Source organism: Croceitalea sp. W27 (assembly GCF_055693185.1).
The window spans coordinates 3,183,881-3,196,208 of record NZ_CM146327.1 but is presented as its reverse complement, the minus strand read 5'-3'; the positions used below and the strand labels follow the sequence as shown (position 1 = coordinate 3,196,208).

Annotated in this window: 11 protein-coding genes; 7 read left to right on the top strand and 4 right to left on the bottom strand. The window is 37.0% G+C overall.

The window, feature by feature from the left end; translation table 11 throughout:
* Window positions 1-349: 349 nt before the first annotated feature.
* Window positions 350-862, top strand: a complete 513-nt coding sequence (locus tag ACZ1GR_RS14425; RefSeq protein WP_472609612.1) for a DinB family protein — start codon at window positions 350-352, stop codon at window positions 860-862.
* A 125-nt stretch (window positions 863-987) separates the two neighbouring features.
* Window positions 988-1,362 carry a hypothetical protein gene (locus tag ACZ1GR_RS14420; RefSeq protein WP_472609611.1) on the top strand — a complete coding sequence of 125 codons (375 nt, stop codon included), beginning with the start codon at window positions 988-990 and terminating at the stop codon, window positions 1,360-1,362.
* Window positions 1,363-1,386: 24 nt separating this feature from the next.
* Here ACZ1GR_RS14420 and rsmG read toward each other — a convergent pair whose 3' ends face one another.
* The gene (gene rsmG / locus ACZ1GR_RS14415; RefSeq protein ID WP_472609610.1) at window positions 1,387-2,028 is read right to left on the bottom strand and encodes a 16S rRNA (guanine(527)-N(7))-methyltransferase RsmG; all 642 of its coding nucleotides are present in this window, start codon (window positions 2,026-2,028) and stop codon (window positions 1,387-1,389) included.
* A 117-nt stretch (window positions 2,029-2,145) separates the two neighbouring features.
* Between rsmG and ACZ1GR_RS14410 the strand changes: the two genes are divergently transcribed.
* Together ACZ1GR_RS14410 and ACZ1GR_RS14405 are read left to right on the top strand one after the other, a co-directional pair.
* Window positions 2,146-3,246, top strand: a complete 1,101-nt coding sequence (locus ACZ1GR_RS14410; RefSeq protein WP_472609609.1) for a fatty acid desaturase family protein — start codon at window positions 2,146-2,148, stop codon at window positions 3,244-3,246.
* A gap of 15 nt (window positions 3,247-3,261) precedes the next feature.
* Window positions 3,262-4,449: a pyridoxal phosphate-dependent aminotransferase gene (locus ACZ1GR_RS14405; protein WP_472609608.1), complete on the top strand. Its 1,188-nt coding sequence runs from the start codon at window positions 3,262-3,264 to the stop codon at window positions 4,447-4,449.
* A gap of 3 nt (window positions 4,450-4,452) precedes the next feature.
* Here the strand turns inward: ACZ1GR_RS14405 and ACZ1GR_RS14400 are convergent, their stop codons facing one another.
* Together ACZ1GR_RS14400 and trkA are read right to left on the bottom strand one after the other, a co-directional pair.
* On the bottom strand, window positions 4,453-5,943 hold the full coding sequence (locus ACZ1GR_RS14400) for a TrkH family potassium uptake protein (RefSeq protein WP_472609607.1): 1,491 nt from the start codon (window positions 5,941-5,943) through the stop codon (window positions 4,453-4,455).
* Window positions 5,943-7,292 (bottom strand): Trk system potassium transporter TrkA, encoded by a 1,350-nt coding sequence (gene trkA / locus ACZ1GR_RS14395; RefSeq protein ID WP_472609606.1) that lies wholly within the window; start codon window positions 7,290-7,292, stop codon window positions 5,943-5,945. Before trkA ends, ACZ1GR_RS14400 begins: the two co-directional genes overlap by 1 nt.
* A 205-nt stretch (window positions 7,293-7,497) precedes the next feature.
* Between trkA and ubiE the strand changes: the two genes are divergently transcribed.
* Window positions 7,498-8,226 (top strand): bifunctional demethylmenaquinone methyltransferase/2-methoxy-6-polyprenyl-1,4-benzoquinol methylase UbiE, encoded by a 729-nt coding sequence (ubiE, locus tag ACZ1GR_RS14390; protein ID WP_472609605.1) that lies wholly within the window; start codon window positions 7,498-7,500, stop codon window positions 8,224-8,226.
* A 4-nt stretch (window positions 8,227-8,230) separates the two neighbouring features.
* On the top strand, window positions 8,231-8,926 hold the full coding sequence (porT, locus tag ACZ1GR_RS14385) for a type IX secretion/gliding motility protein PorT/SprT (protein ID WP_472609604.1): 696 nt from the start codon (window positions 8,231-8,233) through the stop codon (window positions 8,924-8,926).
* A gap of 15 nt (window positions 8,927-8,941) precedes the next feature.
* On the opposite strand, the gene ACZ1GR_RS14380 is transcribed toward porT, so the two are convergent.
* Window positions 8,942-9,667: a TrmH family RNA methyltransferase gene (locus ACZ1GR_RS14380; RefSeq protein ID WP_472609603.1), complete on the bottom strand. Its 726-nt coding sequence runs from the start codon at window positions 9,665-9,667 to the stop codon at window positions 8,942-8,944.
* A gap of 25 nt (window positions 9,668-9,692) precedes the next feature.
* On the opposite strand from ACZ1GR_RS14380, the gene tamL reads away from it, so the two are divergent.
* Window positions 9,693-12,290: a translocation and assembly module lipoprotein TamL gene (tamL, locus tag ACZ1GR_RS14375; protein ID WP_472609602.1), complete on the top strand. Its 2,598-nt coding sequence runs from the start codon at window positions 9,693-9,695 to the stop codon at window positions 12,288-12,290.
* Window positions 12,291-12,328 lie beyond the last annotated feature (38 nt).

Below are 12,328 nucleotides of genomic sequence, written 5' to 3'. Positions count from 1 at the left end.
ACACCTAAACCAGAAGGCTGTTAAATGCATTTTTTTTGTTTTTAATTAGGTTAAACACAATTCATATGTAAATTTAACGTTAATTAATTGTTTACTAATTATTATTAACTTAAGTTTATTGCTATTATGACGTCATTGGGAAACATATTTATTGGCCTTGGAAACGCAATCGATAAGCTTTGGTACCGCCTAAAAAACTATGCATACAAGTGCCGATTGGTATATGCCAATGTATTTTTTAGCTAAAACTTCTACCACAGTGAGACACCTGGTGTAATCACTAAAAATTTTCATTACTTTTAAGCTTATGCTAAGTTTTAGATACTTAGTACAACCTTAATCCATAACAATGAAAAAAATAGTAACACTATGTATTTTGATAACAACAGTTATCACGTATGCACAAGACAATTTGGCCCAAAACACCATAAAAGGGGTTTTGGCAGGTAACCAAGGGCAGGTTATACAACTAGCCGAGGCCTTTTCTGAAGAACAATATGATTGGAGGCCTGCTGAAGGTGTAAATTCCGTCGGGGAGGCACTTTTACACGTAGCTGGTGGCAATTATTATCTGGCAATGAAAATGGGCTTTCCACCACCTGAAGATGTAGATATGATGAATTTGGGTAAAATTTCTGGCAAGGAAAATATTATTGCCACGCTTAAGAAATCAAATGAATTTGTTCTTGAAAAGATAATGGAAGTCAAGACCGAAGACTTAACCACAGAGGTAGATTTTGGCTTTGCCAAAATGAACAAAATGGGTGGTCTTTTAGCCATGATGGAACACAATGGAGAACACAAAGGGCAACTTATTGCCTATGCACGTTCAAACGGGGTTGTACCACCTTGGAGCAAATAAAAAACACTACTTAAAATTTTAAAAGCGCTTTACAGCGCTTTTTTTTATGAACTGATTTAACCCTAAAGAAACATAGACACAAGCAACCTATTTCATACAAAACCATCCATTAAAAAAATGGTATCATGAAAAAGGCAATTTTAGTGTTAAGTTTTTTGAGTTTAATAGGATGCGGAGATGACGACAATGATTTTACCATTATTGCAGCTTGTGAGGTAAATAACCCTATTGAAGCGTTACCTTGGTTAAAAAACCAAGTAGATGATATAGAAAATAATGAAGGTGATATCGCAAAATATTTCTTCATTGAAATAGCCGACTATAATAGTCAGACAGTTTTTATTTCAAACAATTGTTGCCCCGTCTGTAATACGGTAGTTCCGGTATTCGATTGTGAAGGGCAATCATTAGGTTTATTAGGCTCAGATATTTTACCAAACGAACTTTCAAATACCCGTATTATTTTTAAACGTGAAGACTTTTCATGCCAAGGCAACTAAAACACAGTACCTCTAAAACTTTTCTCACAAGTTAGCTTTATACTTCTGGGGTAGGTAGACCACTTTTTTGGTTTCAAAAAAATCCTCTTCAAAAAATTCAGTCAGGTCAAAAACCTGTGCGTTCTTGTAGTCTTTCAATTCATCGGTCAAATCACCCCCCTTAAGGTAAAGAATACCGTTTTTTCGCTCATGAAAAGAATCTTTTTTTATTTTGCCCTTGGTCCAATGCACGAATGTAGGCATAGCTGCTACGGCCCTACTAACGATAAAATCAAACTCCCCAGGCAAATCTTCAACTCTTGAATGATGTGCACTTATATTCTCAAGTTGAAGTCCATCTATGACTTCTTGCACCACCTTAATTTTTTTTCCGATTGCATCAACCAGCGTGAACTTGGTTTCTGGGAATAGAATGGCCAACGGTATTCCTGGAAAGCCCCCTCCTGTTCCAACGTCCAAAACCTGAGCACCCTCATTAAATCGTTGAATTTTGGCTATTCCCAAAGAATGAAGTACATGCCTGATATAAAGCTCATCAATATCTTTTCTAGAAACCACATTAATTTTTTGATTCCAATCTTGATAAAGGCTATTTAATCGTATAAATTGCGCTCTTTGGATTTCTGTAAGATCTGTAAAGTATTTAAAGACAATTTCGGCAGTCATCGATGTATGTTAAACTCGGTAAAAATAATACTTTTAAGACCTTAAAAACGTTTTCACAAAACACTAACTTTTCAGACTTTCAATTTAGTTACCTTTGTAATGTAAAATTTTTAGTAAATGGAGAAGGATACAATCAGGTTTTCAAGAAAAGATTCCGCACAATTCTTTAGAACGCTTAATAAAAGAGTCAATCAATATTTCAACGAAAATAAGATCAAGAAAACTGGTAATTGGAGACTTCATTTGAAGACAATCGTGATGTTTTCACTGTTTCTAACACCATATTTTTTAATACTAACCCTTGACCTTCCTTTTTGGGGCTACTTGCTTTTATCCATAGTTATGGGCGTAGGTATGGCCGGTGTTGGAATGAATGTAATGCATGATGGCAACCACGGTGCATATTCGAACAAAAAATGGGTAAATAAGCTGATGGGCAGTAGCATCTATATTCTGGCCGGTAATGTTTACAACTGGCAAGTTCAGCATAATGTTCTGCATCACACGTATACCAATATTCACGAACATGACGAAGATATGGAAGCTGGTAGAATACTGCGATTCTCAAAACATGCAGAGTGGAAAAAACATCATAAATTTCAACACTTCTATTCTATCTTTTTATATGGTTTATTAACCTTTAACTGGGCAATAACAACCGATTTTCAGCAGATGTACCGTTACATGAAACGTAAGCTTTCCTATGGAAAATTACCTAGCCCAGTTATTAATTGGAGTACATTGGTTATTACCAAGATATTATATGTTACGATTTGGATCGTACTTCCGCTAGTTCTTGTTGATATTCCATGGTGGCAAGTCTTATTGGGCTTTTTTATTATGCATTACGTAGCCGGGGTAATTTTGAGCGTTGTATTTCAATTAGCACATATCGTTGACGATGCCCAAACTCCTTTACCAGACGAAAGTGGAACCATGAAAAACACTTGGGCAATTCACCAGTTGTTCACGACAGTAAATTTCGGCACTAAAAATAGAATTATCAATTGGTTTACAGGTGGTTTAAACCATCAAGTCGAACATCATATTTTTCCAAATATCAGCCATGTACATTACACAAAAATCTCTAAAATTGTGAAACAAACGGCTAAGGAGTTCGATTTGCCTTATAATGAATATAAAACTACAAGAAAAGCAATAATTTCGCACTTCAAACATTTGAGAGAACTGGGCAAACAACCTTCTTTACAATATTAGAAATTACATCATATAATGAGCAACCAACTTTCGGACAGGATAAATAGCGTTACTCCTTCCGCTACCCTTGAAATGGCCGCAAAGGCACGTGAATTAAGAGCTTCAGGTAAAGACATAATCGGTTTGAGTTTAGGGGAACCGGACTTTAACACGCCAGATTATATAAAAGATGCGGCTATTCAAGCCGTTAATGATGGGTATAATTCTTATACACCTGTTGATGGTTATGTTGAACTAAAACAAGCTATCATTACAAAGTTCAAAAGAGACAATTCAATAACGTACGAACCTTCGCAAATTGTAGTTTCTACCGGGGCCAAGCAAGCTTTGTACAACGTTGCCCAAGTGAGCTTAAACAAGGGTGATGAAGTTATTCTGCCTTGCCCATACTGGGTAAGTTACAGTGATATTGTAAAATTAGCCGATGGTGTACCCGTTGAAGTGCCAACTTCAATTGAGAACGATTTTAAAATGACCGCTGAACAATTGGAAGGTGCCATCACTCCAAAAACCAAAATGTTATGGTATAGCTCACCATGCAACCCAAGTGGTTCAATTTATAGTAAAGAAGAACTTAGGGCATTGGCCGATGTTCTTCAAAAACATCCACAAATTATAGTGGTAAGTGATGAAATTTATGAGCACATCAATTACGGTGTTACTTCGCATGCTTCAATGGCGCAATTTGAGGATATGTACAATCGAACGGTAACCGTAAACGGTGTCGCAAAAGCCTTCGCTATGACTGGATGGCGTATTGGTTACATTGGCGCACCCTCTTACATCGCTCGTGCTTGTAATAAATTGCAAGGGCAAGTAACCAGTGGGGCTAACTGTATTGCCCAACGTGCCGTAATTACAGCATTGACAGAATCTCCTGACCGTGTTCAATATATGGTAGATGAGTTTAAGGTTAGAAGAAAATTGATTCTTGAATTACTTAATGGCATAGAAGGGTTCAAGTGCAACGAACCGGAAGGGGCGTTTTATGTGTTCCCAGATGTCTCTGCCTATTTCGGAAAAACCTTGAACGGCACTAAAATAAATAATGCTTCTGACTTTGCCATGTATATTCTCGAAAATGCCAATGTAGCTACTGTTACAGGTGATGCATTTGGCAATCCAAAGGGAATACGGATTTCTTACGCAGCGTCACAAGAAGAGATTAAAGAGGCTGTAGCTCGGATCAAAGCTGTGGTATAATACTCAAGTACGCTTCCAAAAGAAAGGCGTAAATAAAATTAGCACGGTAAATAACTCTAACCTTCCTAACAACATAAGGAAGCCGCACCACCATTTTCCGAACGCAGGTAATTCACTAAAATTCACCACTGGGTTTAAGTCACCTAAAGCGGGCCCTACATTCCCAAGAGATGACGCAGCACCTCCGATTGCAGATTCAAAGTCCAAACCTAAAAATGCCAAGACCAGCGCCCCAATGATAAAAAGTAACATATACAGCACAAAAAAGGCAATGATATTGTATACAATATGTTCTGTAACCGTTTTGTTGTTATATCTAACCGGTATAATGGCATTCGTATGAAGTGTTCTCTTAAACTCTAAAATTCCGTTCTTAATAATTAATAAATGACGCATTACTTTTATGCCTCCAGAAGTAGAACCAGCGGAACCCCCTAAAAACATTAAACCAAAGAAAAATACAGTAAGAAAAGGCGTCCAATTGGTGAAATCTGCAGTAACAAAACCTGTGGTAGTGACTATTGCCAACACCTGAAATAGGGCATGCCTAAAAGCACTTTCGGTCTTACCCCAAACTTGTGGATGATATTCTGAAATTTGAACATCTGCCTGAAGCAGTACGATAAAGAAAGCCACTAAAGTAAATCCGATTATAAAAAAAGAATAGACCTTAAACTCTTCATCTTTAATAACACGTTGTATTTTTTTGGTAAAAGCAAAGTAACTTATCACAAAATTAGTGCCCGCCAAAAACATAAATACAATGATAATATATTGAATTATGGGCTGATTGTTCCAGTATGCTACACTTGCATTTTTTGTTGAAAACCCACCTGTCGACAAAGTTGCCAATGCATGGTTCATCGCATCGAAAAAAGACATGCCCGCTAGTTTTAACAGAATAGTCTCCGCAACAGTATAACCAACATAAATAAACCAAAGTCGTTTTGCAGTATCGGTAATTCTAGGATGAAGCTTATCCCCTCCTGGGCCGGGAGCTTCAGCCGCAAATAATTGCATGCCACCAATACCTAATAACGGTAGTATTGCAATGGCCAGCACAATGATACCCATACCTCCTATCCAATGGGTAAGACTTCGCCAAAACAAAATACCTTTTGGCAAGCTCTCTATATCATTCAAAATTGATGCTCCAGTAGTTGTATAACCCGAAATAGTTTCAAAAAAAGCATCTGTAACCGAGGGTATCGCCCCAGAAAAAAGATAAGGTAGTACGCCAGACAATGACATGACCAACCATCCAAAAGTGACGATAATGTATCCTTCTTTACGTTTCACTTCTTTACGATGGCCACGGGTATAGAACATAGCCATTACTCCAACCAGTAAAGTAACAATTGCCGCCATTGCCAAATCTAAGGTTGCGCCATCCATATAAATACCACTTACCAAAGCGGCCACGAGCATAAAACCACCATTACATAGCAGCAATAAACCCATTATATGAACAATAATCCTTAGATTAAGTCCCATTATAAAAACAGTTTTTCAATTTTTGAAATTGCCTTTGGAAGACTACAAACGACTACCTTATCGCCTTGTAAAATCTTGAAATCTCCTAAAGCGATAATTCCTTTTCCATCTCTTATCACACCACCGATAATAGCATCTCTGGGAAAATCTAATTCTTTTATAATTTCTCCATTTACAAGGGATGTCGGCTTTACTTCGAATTCTAAAATTTCAGCATTTAAGTTGATCAACCTAGTCAAGGCCAAGACCTCGCCTCTACGTATGTACCTAAAAATATTGTTTGCGGCCAAAAGCTTTTTATTGATCAAAGTATCAATACCTATTGACTGCGAAAGCTGAAAGTAATCCATGTTTTCTACCAAAGCAATTGTTTTCTTGATCCCTTTGGACTTTGCCACTAGGCAAGACATAATGTTTGTCTCAGAATTACCGGTAACAGCTATAAACGCATCCATCGACTCAATACTCTCTTCGTCCAATAGCTCCACATTTCTACCATCACCGTTAATCACCAAGGCATTGGGCAAACTATCTACTATTTCAAAAGCTTTATCCTTATTTTTTTCGAAGAGCTTTACATTAAATCTTTTATTACAGAGGTAATGTGCGGTTTTACAGCCAACTTTACTGCCCCCAAGAATCATAACGTTTTTTATCTCTTTCTTTTTCATGCCAATGAGTTTGTACAACTCATCTACACCTTCGGCAGAGGTAATAAAATACAATTGGTCACCCTCTTTAAAAATAGTATCTCCTCTTGGTATTACCGTGTATTGCGTGCCCATTCTTTGCAAAGCAATGGGCATAAAATGAAGCTCCGGAAAAATATTGGCAGCCTCCTTCACCATCTTACCAACAAAAGGAGCGTTTTTAGGCAAGAACACGCCCACCATGGTCAATAAACCTTCTTCAAACTCGTACGTATCGTTAAATGCAGATTGGTTCAGCAACAACTGTATCTCCGTTGCTGCCAGTTCTTCTGGTGATATGAGCTCATCTACACCTAACTCATCAAATTTTATAAGCTCTTTATTATCTACAAATTCAGTATTCGAAATTCTAGCAATAGTTTTTTTACTGCCTAATTGTTTGGCCAAAAAACACAAGGTGAGATTGGTTGTCTCAGAAGCCGTAACCCCAATTACCAAATCAGAATTTTCAACATTGGCATCTTGCAATACGGAAACGGAAGTTGCGTCTCCTTTTAAAACTCTAATATCTAGGTGATTATCAGCATAAGAAAGACTTTCTTTATCCGTGTCGATCAAGGTGATGTCTTGAGACTCATAAGACAATAGTTTGGCCAAATGGAAGCCTACTTCTCCAGCACCTGCAATAATTATCTTCATTAACCTAAAATGATTTTTTTAACTATAAACAATTTCAATAAATTGAGCAGTTTGAGGAAAGGAATAGCTTGTTCGTTGGTCAAAACTTTCGCCCATACAGCGGGATAGTTTCAGATTTAAAGGCAAAATTACACATTTTATTTTGCTTCTAAACGATATCGGAGACTCTTCGTTCAAGTTGTATCTTTGCATCTCAATTTTCGAAATGGCAAAAAAAGTAATTCCATATAAAGATTCCGATTTAGACAAAAAGGCACAGGTAACCAAAATGTTCGATGCCATCTCAAAGAATTATGATGGGTTAAACAGGGTTATTTCTTTAGGCATAGATACCAAATGGCGAAAAAGAGTAGTAAAACTTGTCGGTAGTTCCAAACCAAATAGTATTCTCGATATTGCGACCGGTACTGGTGATTTGGCCATTGCAATGGTAAAGACCGGTGCAAAAAAAATAGTAGGCCTAGATATTTCTACCGGGATGTTAGAAGTGGGAATTGATAAAGTGAACGAAAAAAAACTAGATAACACTATTGAAATGGTTGTTGGGGATAGTGAAAATCTAGATTTCAAGGATAATGCTTTCGATGCCATAACAGTCGCCTTTGGAGTACGCAATTTTGAAAATTTAGAAAAAGGACTTCAAGAAATTTATCGCGTTTTGGCCCCAAATGGCACTTTAGCAATTTTAGAAACTTCCGTGCCTACCAAAACACCTTTTAAGCAAGGTTATACCATTTACGCCAAATATATCTTACCTGCCATCGGAAAGTTATTTTCAAAGGACAAAGTTGCCTACAATTATCTTTCAGAATCGGCAGCTATCTTTCCTCATGGTAAAGCTTTCAACAATATTTTGGCAAAAATCGGGTTTATAGGTATAGAGAACAAACCTCAGACATTTGGGGTGGCAACTATATACGTAGCGTCAAAATAAATAGATGAAAAACTTACTTGTCTTGCTGGCCCTAATTCTGGTCACAAACAATCTTCATGCGCAGTTTAAAAAAGACCCCATCATAAATCTTCAAAATGAGGATAAGACGCTATTGAACTGGGGGTACTACCTTGGTGTCAACCAATATGATTTTCAGTTTGAATATGAAAATGACATCGGTCAAGACGTACTTGTAGACAAAACTTTTGGTTTTAATGTAGGACTAATTGGCGAAATGCGCATCAATGAATTTGTTGATGTTAGATTTGAACCAGGTTTACTCTATTCACAGAGAATTCTTGGGTTTCCCGGCTTTACGACTGAGAATGAAGCTATAAGGGAAGTTCGATCCACTTACATTCGATTTCCACTATTACTAAAACTTAGCACAAAGCGTTTTAACAATTTTAAGCCTTTTATCATTGGAGGAGGCTATGCTGCCGTTAATTTAGGCGCCAATGAAGATAGCTTAGATGATAATAGCAGCGGCACTTTTAGAATGAAAAAGAATGTCTACGGTTACGAACTTGGGTTCGGCGTAGATTTTTATACAGAGTTTTTTAAGTTCACTCCATCCATCAGAGGTGTTTTTGCCTTGACCAATGAATTGGTAGCTGATGACGACCCTAACAGCCCATGGACAGGCAACCTTAATGCCGTTAGAACACGCGGAATCTTTATTAACTTTACTTTTGAGTAAGCCTGGCCGAAAAATTTAACTGTTACTCCTGATTTCGCTGAGTACAATTGCGGTCGCGGTGGCTACATTTAAGCTTTCCGTAGTTAGATTACCAAATTGTGGTATCGTTACGCTCTTATCTATACTAGCTTTAAGTTTTGGTGCTATTCCATTAGCCTCATTACCCATAATTAAAACTCCTGCTTTGGGAAAATCTTCTTTATAAATGGAAGCTCCTTGCATGTAAGTTCCGTAAACGGGCAAGCTAGCTTTCGCCAAAAACGGTTCTAAATCTTGATAAACTACATTTACTCGGGCGATTGAACCCATAGTAGCTTGAAGCACTTTAGGGTTAAACACATCTACTGTTTCATTAGAACATACGATATGTTCAATTCCGAACCAATCGCAAAGTCGTATAATGGTCCCGAGATTTCCTGGGTCTCTCACATCATCTAGCACCATCACCCAATTGCCAAAATCCACTTTTCTAGTTTTTGGCATCTGAAAAACTGCCAAAACACCACTCGGCTGGCGCAAAGCACTAATCTTTTTTAAATCGTTTTCAGTTATCTCATGAATATCCAATTCAAGAAAATCTCCACTGTATTGCTTTGTTGCATAAAGTTTAAAAAGGTTTAAATCTGAATTTAGAAGCTCTTTGACAGTCTTTAATCCTTCAACAAAAAAGAGACCGTGTTCATTTCGGTACTTTTTTTGATGTAAGCTCTTAATCAGTTTGAGTTGGTTTTTGCTAACCATGTTAAATCATGTAATTTTACCCCCAATGAAGATAATAAAGGTTCTTGGTCATTTCAGGGCAAAAATAGGAGTATTCTTGCTACTACTTATTTTATCTTCATGCAATGCTATTAAAAAAGTAGGTGAAAATGAATTTCTGCTCACAAAGAACACCATTTATGCAGATAGTATCAAAATAAGTGAAGACCAGGTCAAAAACCTTATTTCGCAAAAACCCAATAGCAGCCTTCTTGGTTATCCTCTTAGATTGAACCTATACAATCTTGCAAAAGAAAATCCTGATTCTTCTTATCAAAATTGGTTGCATAGAAAAGAAAAGCGCGAACAGCGGTTAAATTCTTTTTTATCAAAAAAGCAAGTCAACCGTTTAGGAGAATCTTTCTTTGTAAAAGGTTACAGTAATTTTTTGAAACGTGTTGGTGAGGCACCTGCAATTATAGATACCACTAAAACAAGAAAGTCTACAGAACGCTTACAGGCCTACTATGGCAGTAAAGGTTATTTTAACAACACCGCTTCTTATACCATTCTACCCAAGAAAAAAAGAAAGCGGGCCGAAATTGACTACAATGTTATTCTTGGCAAGCCCTACAGTGTCGATTCGTTATCCACCCGCATTCTGTCATCAGACATAGACTCTTTATATCTAGACAATAAAGAAGGCTCTTTTGTCAAAGAAAAAGAACAGTTTGATTTAGCTAATTTCAACAGAGAGCGCCAACGATTAACATCGGTCTTTAGAAATTCTGGTGTTTATAATTTTCAGGAAAGCTCAATAAGTTTTGACATTTTAAGAGACACTACAAAACTTAGGGATGACCAGAAAATGGATGTTCAGTTGAACATTAAAAACTTTGTCGGCTCCAATGACCAATCAAAATCACAAGAATACAAGGTTCATCGTTTCGAAAAAATAAATATTTACGCAGATTATTTGTTTAATCAAGACATAGACTCAATGCAGTCTATTGAACACGAAGGCTATACTATTTATTACAAAGATCGACTTCGATATAAGCCAAATGCCTTAACAGACGCTACTTTCTTTGAAAAAGATAGCATTTATAGGGATTTGGATAGAATTCGAACCCAAAGACAGATTACCAACCTCAATACCTTTAAGTATCCGAATATCGATTTTGAGCAAGACACAATGCAATCGCGTTTGATCACCAATATCTATTTGGCTGCAAGATCTAAATATTCTTTGGGGCTTGATTTTGATATTTCAAGATCCGACATTCAAGTAGTCGGCACGGCTTTAAGTGGCTCTGTTTTTGCCAGAAACGTCTTTGGAGGCGCAGAAACACTTAGTTTTTCAGTGAGGGGCTCTATTGGTGTTTTAAGTGATCAATCACTTTCTGAAGAAACGTTCACCTCAGAAATCGGAGGAGACATCAACCTTACTTTTCCTAGAATTTGGTTTCCACTGAATACAGAAAAGGTAATTCCATATTACATGTTGCCCCAAACACGATTATCTATCGGAACCAATTTTCAACAAAACATTGGTTTGGACAAACAGGTTTTTAACACTTCACTTGCCTACAATTGGTCACCATCCAACTTTGTAAAAAACACCTTAGAATTAATATCGATTGAGTTTGTTCGTAATACAAATGCCGAAAACTTTTTTAATGTTTACAATAATTCATATCAACAATTAGATGCAATTGCTGATAATTTTGATGACCCAACAGAGTTTCCTGAACTTGCCGATTTTTTTGTAGTCGATGCCGATAATTCTGAAAATCCATTTAGACTGGGCATTCCCAATGGTACAACTGGATTTATAAATTCGGTGACCGCAGCTGGTTTTCCCATTGATAATGAAGACCTTGGCAATGTAAGAAGTATTGAAGAACGCCAAAGGCGTTTAACGGAAAACAACCTTATTTTCTCTTCTAACTTCACTTTTCAGAAGAACAACCGTATCGACACCAATGACAATAGTTTTTATCAATATAGACTTCAACTAGAAAGTGCAGGAAACCTTTTGGCTGCCTTTTCTAGCTTTATTCCTTTTAACGCCGATGATAATGGCCAAAAGCTGGTTTACGGCATACCATTTTCTCAGTATGTCAAAACCGATATGGAATACATAAAACATTGGGACTTGGATAAAGGTAGCGTTTTGGCATTTAGAAGTCTTTTCGGTCTAGCTGTGCCCTATGGCAATTCAAGCAGTATCCCTTTTGTCCGTAGTTATTTCGGAGGAGGTGCAAATGATAATCGTGCATGGCAAGTATATTCTTTAGGACCTGGAAGAACTGAAAATGTAAATGACTTTAATGAAGCTAATTTTAAGCTTGGTTTTAACCTAGAGTACCGTTTCCCTATTGTAGGAGATATCAAAGGTGCTCTTTTTGCAGATGCAGGCAATATTTGGAATGTTTTTGACAATGTAAACGATACAGAAGCCACGTTCAATGGTTTTAGTTCTTTAGGGGATATTGCTTTAGGTACCGGTTTTGGACTTAGATATGACCTAAGCTATTTTGTTTTCAGATTTGATTTAGGCTTTAAGACCCACAACCCGGCGCGCATTGGTTCAGAAAGATGGTTTACCGATTTTAATCTCAATGAGTCCGTCTTCAATATCGGAATTAATTATCCTTTTTAAGCCTAATTATTTTATTACTTTTGTTTCTTACTTAAATC

Bases quoted from the DNA above. Each gene is read 5' to 3' on its own strand.
- ACZ1GR_RS14425 (WP_472609612.1), top strand. From the start codon at position 350: ATGAAAAAAATAGTAACACTATGTATTTTGATAACAACAGTTATCACG.
- ACZ1GR_RS14420 (WP_472609611.1), top strand. From the start codon at position 988: ATGAAAAAGGCAATTTTAGTGTTAAGTTTTTTGAGTTTAATAGGATGC.
- rsmG (WP_472609610.1), bottom strand. From the start codon at position 2,028: ATGACTGCCGAAATTGTCTTTAAATACTTTACAGATCTTACAGAAATC.
- ACZ1GR_RS14410 (WP_472609609.1), top strand. From the start codon at position 2,146: ATGGAGAAGGATACAATCAGGTTTTCAAGAAAAGATTCCGCACAATTC.
- ACZ1GR_RS14405 (WP_472609608.1), top strand. From the start codon at position 3,262: ATGAGCAACCAACTTTCGGACAGGATAAATAGCGTTACTCCTTCCGCT.
- ACZ1GR_RS14400 (WP_472609607.1), bottom strand. From the start codon at position 5,943: ATGGGACTTAATCTAAGGATTATTGTTCATATAATGGGTTTATTGCTG.
- trkA (WP_472609606.1), bottom strand. From the start codon at position 7,292: ATGAAGATAATTATTGCAGGTGCTGGAGAAGTAGGCTTCCATTTGGCC.
- ubiE (WP_472609605.1), top strand. From the start codon at position 7,498: ATGGCAAAAAAAGTAATTCCATATAAAGATTCCGATTTAGACAAAAAG.
- porT (WP_472609604.1), top strand. From the start codon at position 8,231: ATGAAAAACTTACTTGTCTTGCTGGCCCTAATTCTGGTCACAAACAAT.
- ACZ1GR_RS14380 (WP_472609603.1), bottom strand. From the start codon at position 9,667: ATGGTTAGCAAAAACCAACTCAAACTGATTAAGAGCTTACATCAAAAA.
- tamL (WP_472609602.1), top strand. From the start codon at position 9,693: ATGAAGATAATAAAGGTTCTTGGTCATTTCAGGGCAAAAATAGGAGTA.